The following is a 16,548-nucleotide window of genomic DNA, read 5'->3' on the forward strand; positions in this document are numbered from 1 at the left end:
CTAGAACGTGCCGATAGGTGCCCTTGTGCGAACGGACGTGAAGGTCTTGGGTGGGACGGACGATGCCGCCCCGGACGTATCCACGGCCGGGACGGTGGCATGGTGGAATCTCAGGAGGATCCCGACATGTCCGACTCAATATCCGACAGCGGCGACTGTACCGACGGGTCGGTGAAAACCGACTTCTCGGACGACCGCACGGCTGTCACCGAAGCCGAGGTGGAGGCCCTGGTCAAGGGCATCTGCTTCAAGACCGGCCCGCCCCGCACGCTCGGGGTCGAAGTGGAATGGCTGGTCCACGAGCTGCGCAGGCCGCAGCTCCCGGTGACACCCGAACGACTCGAAGCGGCCTACGCCGCACTGCGCACGGTGCCCCTGGGGTCGGCGCTCACCGTCGAACCCGGCGGCCAGCTGGAGCTCAGCTCGCCGCCCGCCGCCTCCCTCACGGAGTGCATAGGCACCGTCTCCGCCGACCTGGACGCCGTCCGCAGGGTCCTCGCAGCACAGGACCTCGGGCTTGTGGGCGTCGGTCACGATCCCTGGCACATCCCCCGCCGCTTCCTGCGCGAGCCGCGCTACGACGCGATGGAGAGCTGCCTGGACCGCACCGGCACGGCCGGCCGCCACATGATGTGCTCCTCGGCGTCCGTCCAGGTCTGCCTGGACGCCGGCCACGAGGAGCCCGGCCCGCTCGGGTACGTCCGGCGCTGGTGGCTGACCCATCAGCTCGGCCCGGTGCTGGTGGCCGCGTTCGCGAACTCCCCGCTGGTCGGGCAACGGCCCACCGGCTGGCTCTCCACCCGGCAGCTGCTGTGGATGGAGATCGGCGCGGGCCGCGCGGGCGGGCCCCCGCTGGACGGCGACCCGCGCACCGCCTGGGCCCGGCACGTGCTCGACGCACCGGTGATGTGCGTACGGCGGGACGGCGGCCCCTGGGAGGTCCCCGAGGGTCTGACCTTCCGGGCCTGGACCCGGTCGGGGGCGCCCACCGGCGCGGATCTCGCGTACCACCTCACCACCCTGTTCCCGCCGGTCAGGCCGCGGGGTCATCTGGAGCTGCGGATGATCGACGCGCAGCCCGGCGACGACGGGTGGATCGTGCCGCTGGCGGTGACGGCGGCGCTGTTCGACGACCCGGAGGCCGCCGAGACCGCGTACCGGACGGTGAAGCCGCTGGCCGAGCGGGCGGGGCCGCGCCCCGCCCCGAACAACCCGCTGTGGATCGACGCGGCCCGCACCGGGCTCCGCGACCCCGAGCTGCACGAGGCCGCCGTCGCCTGCTTCACGGCAGCCCTGGAGGCCCTGCCGAGGATCGGCGCGGCCCCCGAGGTGACGGACGCCGTGGCGGCGTTCCGGGACCGGTACGTGCTGCGGGGCCGCTGCCCGGCCGACGACCTGCTGGACCGACTGCGCGGCACGGCCGGTCGCGCCCATGGGAAGGACATCAGCGCATGACCGAGACCGACGCCGACATCGATATCGAGACCCTGCGGGACCGGGCGCTGAAGTCCCTCATCACGGCCCGCGACCGCACCACGCTGCTGACCAGCTGCGTGGAGGGGCCCGACCTCACCGCCCAGCACTCCCCGCTGATGTCCCCGCTGGTCTGGGACCTCGCGCACATCGGCAACCAGGAGGAACTCTGGCTGCTGCGCAACGTCGGCGGCCGGGAGGCGATGCGCCCGGAGATCGACAGCCTCTACGACGCCTTCGAGCACCCGCGCTCCGAGCGGCCCTCGCTGCCGCTGCTGCCGCCCGCGGAGGCCCGGCAGTACGCGGCGGAGGTGCGCGGCCGGGCCCTGGACCTGCTGGAGAGCTCGGCCTTCCAGGGCGGCACCCGGCTGACCGAGGCGGGCTTCGCCTTCGGGATGATCGCGCAGCACGAACAGCAGCACGACGAGACGATGCTGATCACCCATCAGCTCCGCAAGGGCCCGCAGGCCCTGACCGCCCCGGACCCGGCCCCGGTGCCGCCGTTCACCGGCCCGGCCGAAGTCCTGGTCCCCGGCGGCCCGTTCACCATGGGCACCTCCACCGAGCCCTGGGCGCTGGACAACGAACGCCCCGCACACCGGCGGGAGGTGGCGTCCTACTGGATCGACACCGTCCCGGTGACCAACGGCCGGTACCTGGCGTTCATCGAGGACGGCGGCTACGAGGACGAGCGCTGGTGGACGCCCGAGGGCTGGGCGCACATCCGGGAACACGCCATCTCCGCGCCGCACTTCTGGCACCGGGAGGCCGGCCAGTGGCTGCGCCGCCGGTTCGGGGTCACCGAGGTCGTACCGCCCGACGAGCCGGTGCTGCACGTGTCCTGGTACGAGGCGGACGCCTACGCCCGCTGGGTCGGGCGCAGGCTGCCCACCGAGGCCGAGTGGGAGAAGGCCGCCCGGCACCACCCGGGCGAGAACCGGTCCCGGCGCTACCCGTGGGGCGACGCCGACCCGGCGCCGAACCACGCCAACCTGGGCCAGCGGCACCTGCGCCCGGCCCCGGTCGGCAGCTACCCGGAGGGCGAGTCCCCGCTCGGCGTACGGCAGTTGATCGGTGACGTGTGGGAGTGGACGGCCAGCGACTTCGAGCCGTACCCGGGCTTCGCCGCCTTCCCGTACAAGGAGTACTCGGAGGTGTTCTTCGGCCCCGAGTACAAGGTGCTGCGCGGCGGTTCGTTCGCCGTGGACCAGGTGGCCTGCCGGGGGACGTTCCGCAACTGGGACTACCCGATCCGGCGGCAGATCTTCTCCGGCTTCCGCACCGCCCGTGACGCGGAGACCGCCTGATGTGCCGTCACCTGGCCTGCCTGGGACCCGAGGAGCCGCTCGGCCGGCTCCTCGTGGAGCCCGAGCACTCCCTCTACCGGCAGTCCTGGGCACCCCGGCACCAGCGGTACGGGACGGTCAACGCGGACGGCTTCGGGGTGGGCTGGTACGCCCCGGGTGATCCGCAGCCGGCCCGCTACCGGCGCGCCGGGCCGATCTGGGCCGACCCGTCCTTCGCCGACCTGGCCCGGGTCGTACGCACCGGCGCGCTGCTGGCCGCCGTACGGGACGCGACCCTGGCGGGCGCGGACGGGGAGGCCGCGGCGGCACCGTTCGCCGCGGGCCGCTGGCTGTTCAGCCACAACGGGGCGATCCCGGGCTGGCCGGGGGCCATGGCGCCCCTGGTCCCGCTGCTGCCCCCGGCCGACCTGCTGTCGATGGAGGCCCGCACCGACTCGGCGTTCGTCTGGGCGCTGGCCCTGCACCGGCTGCGGTCGGGCACGGAGCCGGGCCCGGCCCTTGCCGAAACGGTTCAGCAGGTGGCCGGGGCGGCACCCGCGGCCCGGCTGAACCTCCTCCTCACCGACGGCGAGACCATCACCGCCACCACCTGGGGCGACAGCCTCCACTACCTCGTGGAACCCGGCCTGCGCACCGTCGTCGCCTCCGAGCCGTACGACGACGACCCGCGCTGGCAGGAGGTCCCCGACCGCACACTGCTCACCGCGAGCCGCGCGGGCGTCGCTCTCACGCCCGTCGAGGACCCGGTCGAGAACCCGGTCGAGGACCTGGCATCGGTACCACCTAAGGAGCCTTGTACGTGAGTCCCTTCCGTGTCACCCGCACCCTTCCCGAGGACGCGACGGACGCCGCGCTGCGCGCCGACGTCCTGACCGGCCTCACCGCAACGCCCAAGACACTGCCGCCGAAGTGGTTCTACGACGCCCGGGGCAGCGAGCTGTTCGAGCAGATCACCGAGTTGCCCGAGTACTACCCGACCCGGGCCGAGCGGGAGATCCTGCGCACCCGGTCCGGCGAGATCGCCGCCGCGAGCGGGGCCCGCACCCTGGTGGAGCTGGGCTCGGGCTCCTCCGAGAAGACCCGCCTGCTCATCGACGCGCTCACCGGACTCGAGGTGTACGTCCCGGTCGACGTGAGCGAGAGCGCGCTGACCCAGGCCGGCGAGGCGCTCGTCGCGGAGCGGCCGGGGCTGACCGTGCACGCCCTGATCGCCGACTTCACCGGCCGCCTCGAACTGCCCGAGTCGCCGGGGCCCCGGCTGCTGGTGTTCCTCGGCGGCACGATCGGCAACCTGCTGCCCGCCGAGCGGGCGGAGTTCCTGGCCTCGGTCCGACGGCGGCTCGCGCCGGGCGACGCGCTGCTGCTCGGCACCGACCTGGTCAAGGACGAGGGGGTGCTGGTCCGGGCGTACGACGACGCGGCCGGGGTGACGGCCGAGTTCAACAAGAACGTCCTCGCCGTCGTGGACCGGGAGCTGGACGCCGACTTCGACCCGGACGCCTTCGACCATGTCGCCCTGTGGGACGCGGAGAACGAGTGGATCGAGATGCGGCTGCGCTCCCGGGTGGCGCAGACCGTGAAGGTGCCGGCGCTCGATCTGGCCGTGGACTTCGCGGCGGGCGAGGAGCTGCGGACCGAGGTGTCGGCGAAGTTCCGGCGGGCCGGGGTGACGGGCGAACTGGCCGCCGCGGGGCTGGAGCTGACGAATTGGTGGACCGACGCGGAGGGGCGCTTTGCGCTGTCGCTGAGCGTGGCGCGCTGAAGTAGTCCGCCGGGCGCCGGACGCTCCGCGGGGGGCCGTGCCACGTCGTCGGTCGTCTGCGGCGCCGACGTGGCTGGTCGCGCAGTTCCCCGCGCCCCTTGCGGGGCGCGGACGCTCACCCGAAGTCCGGTGCGAGTAGGTCGGTGATCTGTTGGGAGGCGTGGCGGGCCTCGGTCTCGGGGTCCGCTCCGCGGAGCACCTTGGTCATGTAGGTCTTGATCGGGTTTTCGGCCTCCACCGCCGGCCAGTCCGGGGTGTGGGGGGTCGCCCGTCCCCGTGCGGCGCCCGCCGCCATGGCGGCGACCCCCTCCTCCCCGGCCACCGCACCCGCCAGCGTCGTCTTGTTGGGCACGTAGTTCATGGTGCGGGCCAGGTCGGTGTCCCACTTGGCGCCGGTCAGCGCGCCGACGACGGCGGTCGCGTCGTAGGGCCGGTCGGTGTTCTGCGGTACGACGAGGTCGGAGCCGCCGGTGAAGACGGCGCCCGGGTGGTCCGCGGTGAGCCCCGGCACCGGGAAGTAGCCGATCTCGTCCTTCAGTTCGGGACTCTCCTGCACGACGGACTGGGCGAGGCCGGGCACCGCGACGATCTGGGCCACCTGTCCGCCCGCGAACACCTGGGCCTGGGGCGGGTGTTCCTCGTCGGCGTCGACGGGTCCCTTGCCGAGGGCCTGGAGTTGCCGGTAGAAGTCCATCCCGCGCAGCGCGGCGGGGCTGTCGAGGGTGCCCTTCCAGTCCGCGTCCGACTCCCGGGCGAGGTCGCCGCCCTCGTCCCAGATGAACCCGGAGAGGGTGTACCAGTCCTGTCCGGCGAGGTAGATCCCCTGGTCGCCACCGGAGTTGAGCCTCTCGGTGTCGGCCAGCCACTCCTCGCGGGTCTTCGGCGGGGCGGTGATCCCGGCCTTCTCGAAGAGGTCCTTGCGGTAGATGACGACCCGGTTGGCGGCGTACCAGGGGATGCCGTACTGGCGGGAGTCGTCCCGGCCGGGTTCGGCGAGGCCGGGCAGCCAGTGCTCCTTGCCCCAGTCGCGCATCGACTCCAGGGTGAGGTCGGTGAGCCGGCCGTCCTCGACGTACTGCGGGACCTGGGTGTTGCCGACCTCGATGACGTCGGGCGCGTCGGCGGAGTCGCTCTTCAGGGCCGCCTGCACCTTGTCCACGATGCCGGTCCAGTCCTGGATGCGGATGTCCAGGCGGATGTCCTTGTGGGTGCGCTCGAAGTCCGCGGTGAACCGGTGCAGGAAGTCCGCCGAGGCGCTGTTCCGCATCAGCCAGACCGTGACCGTGTGGCGCCCGCCCCCTTCGCCCGGCAGGACTCCACAGGCGCTCAGCAGGGCGGCGGACACACAGGCGAGGGCGAGCGGGCGGCGATGTGTCACGAGGGTTCCTGTTCTGTCTGGCGGACAGGCGAAGAGGCCCGACGTGGGGGGAGCGAGCACCGGGGCTCGTGCGGGTGTACGGGATTTTGGTATGGACCAATACGGAGGGTCAAGGGCTGTCTGCGTTTCGGAACCGACGCCTCGCGCTCCGCTTCCTGATGCGGCACCGTGGAGTGACGACGAGAGGAGCTTCCCGATGACGAACCACACCTACCGGGTCACCGAGATCGTCGGCACCTCGCACGAGGGCATCGACCAGGCCGTCCGCAACGGTGTCGCGCGCGCCAACCAGACTCTGCGCAACCTGGACTGGTTCGAGGTGACGCAGGTCAGGGGCCAGATCGAGGACGGGCGGATCGAGCACTACCAGGTGGGCCTGAAGGTGGGCTTCCGCATCGACGAAGAGGGCTGACGCCGTACCGTCAGGTCCGCCCCTCCCCCTCCTGGGCCTGCTCCAGCGCGGCCGAGCGGTCGGCCCAGCGGGCCCGTACGACGGTGAAACCGGCCCGTTCGGCGGCGTCGCACACCAGCTCGTCGTCGTCGACCAGGACACGGACCGAACGCCCTTCGGCGAGCCGCCGCAGGATCTCCAGCTTGGTCTGCCGGGCCGGCCTGCGGTCGGCGTTGCGCCGCATGTGCACGCGGCCCTCGGGCAGCCCGTGGGCGGCGAGCCAGTCCAGCGTGGAGCGCCGGCAGCGCTCGGGCCGCCCCGTGAGATAGACGATGTCGCACTCCTCGGCGGTCGCCACGGCCAGCGCGACCCCCTCGGCGATCGGCGGATCGTGCGGCGCCGCCGCGAAGAACGCGTCCCAGTCCCGGGGTCCGCCCTCCAGGAACCGCTGCCGGTGCGCGGTGTCGGCGAGGGTGTTGTCGATGTCGAACACGGCGATCGGACGCCTGCTGCTCTCTGCCACCCGGCCACCCTATCAATTGCTCATGGGATCCATTTTCATACAGCGTCCCGGTGTCTGCCCGCCACAGCACCGAGGAGAAGCTCCATGGCCGTTCCCAAACGCAGGATGTCCCGCAGCAACACCCGCCACCGCCGCGCCCGGTGGAAGGCCAGCACCCCGCCGCTGGTACCGGTGACGGTCGACGGCGTCCGGCACCTGGTCCCGCAGCACCTGGTCAGGGCCTACGAGCGCGGGCTGCTGCGCCCCGGGGGCTGAGCCGGCGGGAATCCTGTGGCCGCGCCGGTGTTGAACCCTCTGTGAACGCGCTGACCGCCCGGACCCGGTTCTCCGTCCTCGACCGCTCCCGCACCCGGGAGGGCCACTCGCCCGCCGAGGCACTGCGGGACACCGTGGCGCTGGCGCGGGAGCTGGAGGCGCTGGGCTATCACCGCTTCTGGGTTTCGGAGCACCACGGTGTGCCCGGGGTCGCCGGTTCCGCGCCGACCGTGCTGGCCGCCGCCGTGGCCGCCGCGACCGGGACCATCCGGGTCGGGACCGGCGGCGTGATGCTGCCGAACCACCAACCCCTCGTCGTGGCTGAGCAGTTCGGCGTGCTGGAGTCGCTGTACCCGGGGCGGATCGACATGGGGCTCGGCCGGTCGGTGGGTTTCACCGGCGGGGTGCGCAAGGCCCTGGGCCGCGACCGGGACGACGCCGAGGACTTCGCGGCACAGCTCGGCGAGCTGCTCGGCTGGTTCGAGGGGACGTCGCCGACCGGGGTGCGGGCCCGCCCGGCCGAGGGGCTGCGCGTGCCGCCGTTCGTGCTGGCGATGGGCGAGGGCGCCGACATCGCGGCCCGCGCCGGGCTGCCGATGGTCATCGGCGACCTGCGCAACCGGGAGAAGATGCGGCGCGGCATCGACCACTACCGCGACCGCTTCCGCCCCTCCCCGTGGGCGGCCGAGCCGTATGTGGTGATCTCCGGGACGGTCGCCGTCGCCGGCACGCCCGAGGCGGCGCACCGGCTGCTCGTGCCGGAGGCCTGGTCGATGGCGTACTCGCGCACGCACGGCTCGTTCCCGCCGCTGCCCCCGGTCGAGGCCGTCGAGGCCCGGACGATGACCGCGAAGGAACGCGGCCTCTACGAGTCCGGGCTCGCCGGGCACCTCGCCGGTACCGAGGACCAGGTGGCCGACGAACTGGAGACGGTCCTCAAAGAGACCGCCGCCGACGAGGTCCTGGTCACCACCAGCACCTACGACCGGACGGCCCTGCTGGACTCCTACCGGCGACTGGCCTCGATCGTGCGCCCCCGGACCGTCTAGACCGTCGCCGGCTTGTCCGAGCGGATCACGATCTCGCCGTGCTCCGCATCCACCACCGCCCGCTCGCCCGCCACCAGCTGGCCGGAGAGCAGCAGGTCGGCGAGGCGGTCGTCGACCTCGCGCTGGATGGTGCGGCGCAGCGGACGGGCACCGAAGTCCGGTTCGTGGCCGAGGTTGGCGAGCAGCACGGCCGCCGCGTCGGTGACTTCGAGCGTGACGTCCTGGGCGCGCAGCCGGCTCCGGGTGTGTTCGAGGAGCAGGTCGACGATCTCGCGCAGCTGGGTGCGGTCCAGGCCGCGGAAGACGATGATCTCGTCGATGCGGTTGAGGAACTCGGGCCGGAAGTGCTGCTGGAGGGCCGGCATGACCGCCTCGCGGACCTTGGTGTAGTCCTCCGTGCCGGCGGCCAGGATGCGGTCGGCGCCGATGTTCGACGTCATGATGACGACGGTGTTCTTGAAGTCGACGGTGCGGCCCTGGGCATCGGTGAGGCGGCCGTCGTCGAGGAGCTGGAGCAGGGTGTTGAAGACGTCCGGGTGCGCCTTCTCCACCTCGTCGAGGAGGAGCACGGCGTACGGCTGCCTGCGCACCGCCTCGGTGAGCTGCCCGGCCTCCTCGTGGCCGACGTATCCGGGCGGGGCGCCCACCAGCCGGGAGACCGTGTGGCGCTCCTGGAACTCGCTCATGTCGAGGCGGATCATGCGGGTCTCGTCGCCGAAGAGGGCGGCGGCCAGGGCGCGGGCCAGTTCGGTCTTGCCGACGCCGGTCGGGCCGAGGAAGAGGAAGCTGCCGACGGGCCGGTTGGGGTCGCTCATGCCGGCGCGGGCGCGGCGGACCGCACGGGCGACGGCGGTGATCGCCTCGTCCTGGCCGACGACCCGCTCGTGCAGGTGCTCCTCCAGCTTCATCAGCCGCTCCCGCTCCTCCTCGGTGAGCTCGGCGACCGGGATTCCGGTGGTGCGGGAGACGACCTCGGCGATGTCCTCGGCGGTGACCTTGGGCGCGTGTTCCTCCGCGGTGCCGGCCTGTTCCAGCTCGGCCTCGGTCGCCTTGATGCGGTCGCGGAGCTCCTTGGCGCGCTCGTACTCCTCGTCGGCGACGGCCTGGTCCTTCTCCCGGTTCAGGGCGGCGACCCGGTCCTCGATGTCCCGGGTGTCGGTGGGCGGGGTCTTCGAGCGCAGCCGGACCCGGGCCGCCGCCTGGTCCATCAGGTCGATCGCCTTGTCCGGCAGGAACCGGGAGGTGATGTAGCGGTCGGACAGCTCGGCCGCCGCGACCACCGCCTCGTCGGTGATGCGGACCTGGTGGTGGGCCTCGTAGCGGTCGCGCAGGCCGCGCAGGATCTCGATGGTGTCGTCGACGGTGGGCTCGCCGACCAGGATGGGCGCGAACCGGCGTTCCAGAGCCGCGTCCTTCTCGATGTGCTTGCGGTACTCGTCGACGGTGGTCGCACCGATGAGGTGCAACTCGCCACGGGCCAGGGCGGGTTTGAGGATGTTGCCCGCGTCGAGGGAGCCGTCCCCGCCGCCGCCCGCGCCGACGACCGTGTGCAACTCGTCGAGGAACAGGACGAGTTCGTCGCCGTGCTCGCGGACCTCGTCGAGCAGCTTCTTCAGCCGTTCCTCGAACTCGCCCCGGTACTTGGTGCCGGCCACCATCCCGGCCAGGTCCAGGGAGACCAGCCGCTTGCCTTCGAGGATCTTGGGCACGTCCCCGGCGACGATCCGCTGCGCGATGCCCTCCACGATGGCGGTCTTGCCGACACCCGGGTCACCGATCAGCACCGGGTTGTTCTTGCTGCGCCGGGAGAGCACCTCGATGGTCTGCTCGACCTCCTCGTCCCGCCCGATCACCGGGTCCAGGCGCCCGGCCCTGGCGTCCTCGGTGAGGTCACGGCCGTACTCGTCGACGGTCGGCGTGGTGCTGGGCTTCCTGCGCTCCGCCGCACCCTCGGCCGGCATCCGGGTCGGCTCCCAGCCGCTCTCGCCGAGCGCCCGGCCGGCCGCCGACTCGTGGTTCGCGGCGAGCGCGCGCAGCAGGTGCTCGGGGCCGATGTAGGAGGCGCCCTCGGCGCGGGAGATCTGGTAGGCGTCCAGGAGGGCGCGTTTCGCGGCCGGGGTGAGCGCGGTGGGCTCGGTCCTCGCGCCGCCGCCGTGCCCCGCGGTGAGCCGTGCCCGGAGCTGGTCGGGGTCGGCGCCCGCCTCGGTGAGCATCCGCCGGGTGGAGTCGAGGGTGGTGGCCGCGGCCAGCAGATGCCGGGCGTCCAGTTCCTCGCTGCCCTCGGCGGCGGCGAGGTCCCGGGCCTCGGCGACCAGCTCCCGGGCCCGCTCGGACAGCAGGCTGCCGATGTCGACGCGCTGCGGGCGGCGGGGCTGGGCACCCGCCGCCGAGCCGCCGAAGAAGCGGGACATCAGCTCGTCGAAGTCTTCGAAGGGACTGCGTCCGAATCCGAAACCGGAAGTGCTCATGGGGCCGGGCCTTTCTGCGGACAGCTGTGTGGGGCGGCTCCGCGGGGCGGCTGCGCGGGAGCCTCTCCGGAGGGCTCCGCGATCGGCGGAAATCCGCGTCTTCCAAGCTCGCACAGGCACGCCGGGCCCGCACGGGGACATCCGCCGAGATGCGGACGGCGCCCCGGCCGGTGACGCTGGGGGTGGAAGCCGCAACCAGCGAGGAGGGCTGCCATGTCCATGCTGGACAAGCTCAAGGGGATGCTGAAGGGCCACGAGGACCAGGCCAGGCAAGGCGTCCAAAAGGGCGGCGACATGATCGACCAGCGGACCGGGAACAAGTACCAGTCCCAGGTCGACATGGCCCAGAAGCAGGCCGACGACTACATCGAACGGGAGCGCGGGCAGGGCAACCCTCCGCAGTAGCAAGCGGCTGCGAGGGCTAGGATCGCGGGGTTTGTCCCTGCCCCGCGAGCCGTCCGTCACGGAGTGTCCGTTCGATGCACAGCCCCCATGACCCGTACGTCCGGGTGCGCGGTGCCCGTGAGCACAACCTCAAGGGTGTCGACGTGGACATCCCCCGGGATGTGCTGGCCGTCTTCACCGGAGTGTCCGGCTCAGGGAAGTCGTCCCTGGCGTTCGGCACGATCTACGCCGAGGCCCAGCGGCGCTACTTCGAGTCGGTCGCGCCGTACGCGCGCCGGCTGATCCACCAGGTGGGGGCGCCGAAGGTCGCGGAGATCAGCGGGCTGCCGCCGGCGGTGTCGCTGCAGCAGCGCCGCTCGGCCCCCACCTCCCGCTCCTCGGTCGGCACGGTCACCAGCCTCTCGAACTCCCTGCGCATGCTGTTCTCGCGTGCCGGGGACTATCCGCCGGGCGCCGAGCGGCTCGATTCCGACGCGTTCTCGCCCAACACCGCGGCGGGCGCGTGCCCCGAGTGCCACGGCCTTGGCCGGGTGCACCGGACGACCGAGGAGTCGCTGGTCCCCGATCCGTCGCTGTCGATCCGCGAGGGCGCGATCGCCGCCTGGCCGGGCGCCTGGCAGGGCAAGAACCTGCGGGACATCCTGGACGCGCTCGGCCACGACGTCGACCGGCCGTGGCGCGACCTGCCCGCCGGGCAGCGCGAGTGGATCCTCTTCACGGACGAGCAGCCGGTGGTCACCGTGCATCCGGTCCGGGACGCCGACCGCATCCAACGGCCCTACCAGGGCACGTACACGAGCGCCCGCCGGTATGTGCTGAAGACCTTCTCCGACTCCAAGAGCCCCGCGCTGCGGGCGAAGGCGGAGCGGTTCCTGACCAGTGCGCCCTGTCCGCTGTGCGGCGGCGGCAGGCTGCGGCCCGAGGCCCTCGCGGTGACGTTCGCCGGCCGTACGATCGCCGACCTCGTCGCACTGCCGCTGACCGAACTGGCCGGGCTGCTGGGCGACGCCGCCGACCGGAGCGGGTCGGAGACCGTGCGGGTGCTCACCGCGGACCTCGTCTCCCGTATCGACCCGGTCGCCGAGCTGGGCCTCGGCTATCTCAGCCTCGACCGGGCCACGCCCACCCTCTCCGCGGGCGAGCTGCAACGCCTGCGCCTGGCCACCCAGTTGCGCTCCGGGCTCTTCGGTGTCGTCTACGTCCTGGACGAGCCGTCGGCAGGCCTGCACCCGGCGGACACCGAGGCGCTGCTCACCGTCCTGGCGCGGCTGAAGGCGGCCGGGAACTCGGTGTTCGTGGTGGAGCACCACCTGGACGTGGTGCGCGGCGCCGACTGGCTGGTGGACGTGGGTCCGCGGGCCGGCGAGCACGGCGGCGAGGTGCTGCACAGCGGACCGGTCGCGGAGCTGGCCGGGGTCGCGGAGTCCGCCACCGCCCGCCACCTGTTCGCGCGGGATCCCGCCCCGGTACGCGCACCGCGTCCCGCCAGGGGCCGGCTGACGGTCGGCCCGGTGACCCGGCACAACCTGCGCGCGGTCACCGCCGAGTTCCCGCTCGGCGTCCTGACCGCCGTCACCGGGGTGTCCGGCTCCGGCAAGTCGACGCTGATCGGTGAGATCACCGGGGAACCGGCCGAGGTCGGCCGCCTGGTCTCCGTCGACCAGAAGCCGATCGGCCGCACCCCGCGGTCCAACCTGGCCACCTACACCGGCCTGTTCGACGTCGTACGGAAGGTGTTCGCGGACACCGGGCAGGCACGGGCGCGCGGTTACGGCGTCGGACGGTTCTCCTTCAACGTGGCCGGGGGCCGCTGCGAGACCTGCCAGGGCGAGGGGTTCGTCAGCGTGGAGCTGCTGTTCCTGCCGAGCACCTACGCACCGTGCCCGGACTGCGGCGGGGCGCGCTACAACCCCGAGACCCTGCAAGTGACGTACCGGGGGCGGAACATCGCCGAGGTGCTGGACCTGACCGTGGCGGGCGCGGCGGAGTTCTTCGCGGACACCCCGGCCGCCGTACGCAGCCTGGCGACACTGCTCGACGTGGGTCTCGGCTACCTGCGACTCGGGCAGCCCGCCACGGAGTTGTCCGGTGGCGAGGCCCAGCGCATCAAGCTGGCCGGTGAGTTGCAGCGCGGGCGGCGCGGCCACACCCTCTACCTCCTCGACGAGCCGACGACGGGACTGCACCCGGCCGATGTCGAGGTGCTGATGCAGCAGTTGCACGGGCTGGTCGATGCCGGGCACACGGTCGTGGTGGTCGAGCACGACATGACGGTGGTGGCGGACGCCGACTGGGTGATCGACCTGGGGCCGGGCGGCGGGGACCGGGGCGGCCGGATCGTCGCGGCGGGCCCGCCGGCCGAGGTCGCCCGGGCCGAGGGCAGCGTCACCGCGCCCTATCTGTCCCGCTCCCTGCCCTGACGGTCTTCAGGAACGCTTCAGGTTGCCCCGGAACCTTGGGCGCATGCACGGACACCACCCCCGCACCCCCGAAGCCGAACGCAGCCGCCGCTGGTTCATGAACAAGGCGCTGCTCGCCGGCGGTGTCGCCGCGCTGGCGACCATGACCGGCTGCTCCGACGGCTCCTCGAACGCGTCGAGTTCATCCTCGGGAGCCCCGAGCGGCGGCATGCCCTCGGGCGGCCCCGGCGGAGCCGGCGGCATGGGCCCCGGCCAGACCGAGGTCAAGTACAAGGACTTCACGGGCCTCACCACGGACGGCAAGGTCGTCGACGGCCTGTACTCGGTCCATTCCACCGGCGTCTCCACGGACAAGGTCGTCAAGGCCGCGCAGGCGTTCCTGGACGGCCTCAGCGCGAAGGAACGCACGTCCTGCACCTTCGACGTGGCCGACGACGAGTGGCTGGCCTGGAGCAACGTCGACGGGTACGAGCGCAAGGGCGTCCGGATGGGCGACATCACGGACGAGAAGCGGGAGTCGGGGTTCGCGCTGCTCGGCTCGGCGCTGTCCGCGAAGGGTCTCACCCAGACCCGGAACATCATGAAGCTCAACCAGTTCCTGGGCGACTACAACGGCGGCAACCGGGAGACCCTGACCGAGGGCGCCTACTTCTTCACCTTCATGGGCACGCCGTCGACCAGCAAGCCGTGGGGCTTCCAGTACGAGGGCCACCATGTCGCCATCAACTACTTCGTCCTCGGCGACCAGGTCGTGATGACGCCGACCTTCATGGGCTCGGAGCCGACCTCGGCCACCTACGAGGGCGAGAAGATCACCCTCTTCAAGCCGGAGACCGAGGCCGGTCTGGCCGTGATCCGCTCCCTCACCGCGACCCAGCGCGCCAAGGCGATCGACTCGAAGGTGAGCAAGTCCGGCACCGACATGAAGGCGGGCGCCGGCTCCGACAACCTCAAGCTCGCCTACCAGGGCCTGCCCGGCTCCGAACTCACCTCGGCCCAGCGGGACAAGCTCCTGGACCTGGTCCGCGTCTACGTCGGATACATGGACGACGGCCACGCCGAGGTGAAGATGACCGAGGTGGAGAAGCACCTGGACCAGACGTACTTCTACTGGCTCGGCAAGACCAAGGACACCTCGGCCTTCTACTACCGGGTGCACAGCCCCGTCGTGCTCATCGAGTACGACGCCCAGTCGCCGCTCGCCTACGGCACGAAGACCGGCACCGGCGGCGGGCAGCCCTCGGGTCAGCCCTCGGGACAGCCCACCGGCCAGATGACCGGGCAGCCCACCGGCGGTATGCCCTCCGGTGGGCCGGGCGGCGGCGGTGGCATGGGCGGCCCGAACGGCACGCCCACCCAGCAGCACATCCACACCATCATCCGCACGCCCAACGGCGGCGACTACGGTGTCGACTTGCTCAGGCTCCACTTGGAGACCGACCACTGAGAGGCCCGCTCGGAGCTCACCAGAGCCGCGTGCGTCCAGGCCGGCTCGTGGGTCACCGGCTGGGCGGCGCGGGCGAGGGTGCGACGGTCCGGGTGGCTGCCGGCCGCTATCAGCGGCCGTATGTCCACCTCGGCCACCAGGCCGCGGGTCGACACCACTCGCCACAGGGAGGCCAGCAGCGTGTCCGCGCCGACATAGGCGGGCACGGTGCTGGCCGCTCCCGCCTCCAGCCGGTAGTGCAGCCGCACCGGCTGCACGGGCGCGCCCGCGTCCAGCGCGGCCTGGAACACGGCCCGCCGGAACCGGCCCTGGGCCCGGCCGCACCAGGTGCTGCCCTCGGGGAAGGCGACCACCGCGGCGCCCTCGCGCAGCGCCCCCGCGATCCGGCCGACCGTGTCCGGCAGCGCGCGCAGCCGGTCCCGGTCGATGAACAGCGCCCCGGCCCCGGCCACCAGCGCGCCGGCCACCGGCCACTCGCGGATCTCCTTCTTGGCGAGCATCCGCGCCGGCCGCACGGCGGCCAGCAGCGGGATGTCCATCCAGGAGATGTGGTTGGCGACCAGCAGCACGCCGCCGGTGCCCGGCGCGCTCCCGGTGATCCGGACCTGGACCCCGGCCGCCCGGACGAGCGTCCGGGAGAACCGGCGCACCCACTCGGTGGGGATTCGCCCGCCGAGCGGGAGCAGCGCGATCGCGACGAGCATCAGGAACACCACCGCGGCGAACCGCAGCACGGCCCGGGGCAGGGTCGTCAGGGACCCCGCACGCCCCACGCACGCGCCCGGTGTGCAGGGCGCGCTGGGCAGCCAGACGCTCATCAGGCCGGGACGAGCGAGAGGAAGTGCCGCAGGTAGCGCGCGTTGACACGGCGCATCGACAGCAGCACGTACATGTCGGCCACCCCGAAGTCCGGGTCGTGCGCGGGCTCGCCGCACACCCAGGCACCGAGGCGGATGTAGCCGCGCAGCAGGGCGGGCAGCTCGGTACGGCCCTCGGCGGCCGGCACGGTGGGGACCCAGGGGTTCAGGGGCCGTACCCGGAACTCCTCCGGTGCGAGGTGCTTGGCCTGCACCCGGTCCCAGGTGGCGGCGGCGAGGGCGCCGCCGTCGGCGAGCGGGACAGAGCAGCAGCCGGCCAGCCACTCGTGGCCGCGGTCGACCATGTACCGGGCTATCCCGGCCCAGATCAGGCCGATGACGGCACCGTCGCGGTGGGCGGGGTGCACGCACGAGCGGCCGACCTCGACGAGGCCGGAGCGGATGGGGGCGAGCGTGCTCAGGTCGAACTCGCCCTCGGAGTAGAGGCGGCCGGCGACCGCGGCACGCTCCGGCGGCAGCAGCCGGTAGGTGCCGACGACCTCGCCGGTGAGGGCCTCGCGGATGAGGAGGTGGTCGCAGTACGCGTCGAAGGCGTCCACGTCCAGTCCCGGCTCCGGCCCGTCGAGCCGGGCTCCCATCTCTCCGGCGAACACCTGGTAGCGCAGCCGCTGTGCGGCCCGGACGTCGTCCTCGTCACGGGCGAGCTGCACCAGGTAGCCGGAGTCCCCGGCTGGGGCGGCGAGAGCGGGGGGTGAGGCGGGCATGGCGGTCATGGAGGTCTCCTGCGCCGAGCGGAAGCTGAGGAAATCTGCACCTGCTTTCTTCCGTGGCAGGCTGGACTCGGCGTGACAT

15 protein-coding genes are annotated in these 16,548 nt (G+C 72.6%); 10 read left to right on the forward strand and 5 right to left on the reverse strand.

Going from position 1 to position 16,548, the window contains the following annotated elements; genetic code table 11:
- Window positions 1-126 precede the first annotated feature (126 nt).
- Genes egtA through egtD form a run of 4 tightly spaced genes read left to right on the forward strand, consistent with a single transcriptional unit; the run spans window position 127 to window position 4,542 of the window.
- A complete protein-coding gene (egtA, locus tag AB0D74_RS22615) occupies window positions 127-1,455 on the forward strand; it encodes an ergothioneine biosynthesis glutamate--cysteine ligase EgtA (protein WP_362589696.1) in 1,329 nt (442 codons plus the stop codon).
- Window positions 1,452-2,780: an ergothioneine biosynthesis protein EgtB gene (gene egtB / locus AB0D74_RS22620; protein WP_362589699.1), complete on the forward strand. Its 1,329-nt coding sequence runs from the start codon at window positions 1,452-1,454 to the stop codon at window positions 2,778-2,780. Before egtA ends, egtB begins: the two co-directional genes overlap by 4 nt.
- Entirely contained in the window at window positions 2,780-3,583 is an 804-nt protein-coding gene (gene egtC / locus AB0D74_RS22625) for an ergothioneine biosynthesis protein EgtC (protein ID WP_362589702.1), read from the forward strand. Before egtB ends, egtC begins: the two co-directional genes overlap by 1 nt.
- Window positions 3,580-4,542, forward strand: coding sequence for an L-histidine N(alpha)-methyltransferase (gene egtD, locus AB0D74_RS22630; RefSeq protein WP_362589705.1), 963 nt, complete (start codon window positions 3,580-3,582; stop codon window positions 4,540-4,542). Before egtC ends, egtD begins: the two co-directional genes overlap by 4 nt.
- A 115-nt stretch (window positions 4,543-4,657) precedes the next feature.
- Here the strand turns inward: egtD and AB0D74_RS22635 are convergent, their stop codons facing one another.
- Entirely contained in the window at window positions 4,658-5,920 is a 1,263-nt protein-coding gene (locus tag AB0D74_RS22635) for an extracellular solute-binding protein (protein ID WP_362589708.1), read from the reverse strand.
- A 196-nt stretch (window positions 5,921-6,116) separates the two neighbouring features.
- Between AB0D74_RS22635 and AB0D74_RS22640 the strand changes: the two genes are divergently transcribed.
- The gene (locus AB0D74_RS22640; protein WP_362589712.1) at window positions 6,117-6,332 is read left to right on the forward strand and encodes a dodecin; all 216 of its coding nucleotides are present in this window, start codon (window positions 6,117-6,119) and stop codon (window positions 6,330-6,332) included.
- 10 nt (window positions 6,333-6,342) lie between these two features.
- On the opposite strand, the gene AB0D74_RS22645 is transcribed toward AB0D74_RS22640, so the two are convergent.
- Complete coding sequence (locus AB0D74_RS22645) at window positions 6,343-6,834, reverse strand: hypothetical protein (protein ID WP_362589715.1); 492 nt, start codon at window positions 6,832-6,834, stop codon at window positions 6,343-6,345.
- Between the two features lie 84 nt (window positions 6,835-6,918).
- On the opposite strand from AB0D74_RS22645, the gene rpmF reads away from it, so the two are divergent.
- Together rpmF and AB0D74_RS22655 are read left to right on the forward strand one after the other, a co-directional pair.
- Complete coding sequence (gene rpmF, locus AB0D74_RS22650; RefSeq protein WP_362589717.1) at window positions 6,919-7,089, forward strand: 50S ribosomal protein L32; 171 nt, start codon at window positions 6,919-6,921, stop codon at window positions 7,087-7,089.
- Window positions 7,090-7,130: 41 nt separating this feature from the next.
- Window positions 7,131-8,138: an LLM class flavin-dependent oxidoreductase gene (locus AB0D74_RS22655; RefSeq protein WP_362589720.1), complete on the forward strand. Its 1,008-nt coding sequence runs from the start codon at window positions 7,131-7,133 to the stop codon at window positions 8,136-8,138.
- Here AB0D74_RS22655 and AB0D74_RS22660 read toward each other — a convergent pair.
- A complete protein-coding gene (locus AB0D74_RS22660) occupies window positions 8,135-10,606 on the reverse strand; it encodes an ATP-dependent Clp protease ATP-binding subunit (protein WP_362589723.1) in 2,472 nt (823 codons plus the stop codon). The genes AB0D74_RS22655 and AB0D74_RS22660 overlap by 4 nt on opposite strands.
- A 213-nt stretch (window positions 10,607-10,819) precedes the next feature.
- Between AB0D74_RS22660 and AB0D74_RS22665 the strand changes: the two genes are divergently transcribed.
- The 3 genes from AB0D74_RS22665 (at window position 10,820) to AB0D74_RS22675 (ending at window position 14,878) form a co-directional block, all read left to right on the forward strand.
- Entirely contained in the window at window positions 10,820-11,011 is a 192-nt protein-coding gene (locus tag AB0D74_RS22665) for an antitoxin (RefSeq protein ID WP_362589726.1), read from the forward strand.
- A 74-nt stretch (window positions 11,012-11,085) separates the two neighbouring features.
- Complete coding sequence (locus AB0D74_RS22670) at window positions 11,086-13,431, forward strand: excinuclease ABC subunit UvrA (RefSeq protein WP_362589729.1); 2,346 nt, start codon at window positions 11,086-11,088, stop codon at window positions 13,429-13,431.
- Window positions 13,432-13,474: 43 nt separating this feature from the next.
- Window positions 13,475-14,878, forward strand: a complete 1,404-nt coding sequence (locus AB0D74_RS22675; protein WP_362589732.1) for a DUF3500 domain-containing protein — start codon at window positions 13,475-13,477, stop codon at window positions 14,876-14,878.
- On the opposite strand, the gene AB0D74_RS22680 is transcribed toward AB0D74_RS22675, so the two are convergent.
- Window positions 14,833-15,696: a lysophospholipid acyltransferase family protein gene (locus AB0D74_RS22680; RefSeq protein WP_362589735.1), complete on the reverse strand. Its 864-nt coding sequence runs from the start codon at window positions 15,694-15,696 to the stop codon at window positions 14,833-14,835. The two genes, AB0D74_RS22675 and AB0D74_RS22680, sit on opposite strands and share 46 nt — an antisense overlap.
- Window positions 15,696-16,460 carry a GNAT family N-acyltransferase gene (locus AB0D74_RS22685; RefSeq protein ID WP_362589875.1) on the reverse strand — a complete coding sequence of 255 codons (765 nt, stop codon included), beginning with the start codon at window positions 16,458-16,460 and terminating at the stop codon, window positions 15,696-15,698. The genes AB0D74_RS22680 and AB0D74_RS22685 overlap by 1 nt, the downstream gene beginning before the upstream one ends.
- Window positions 16,461-16,548 lie beyond the last annotated feature (88 nt).

The sequence above is a fragment of the Streptomyces sp. NPDC048278 genome (assembly GCF_040652195.1).
Taxonomy (GTDB): Bacteria; Actinomycetota; Actinomycetes; order Streptomycetales; family Streptomycetaceae; genus Streptomyces.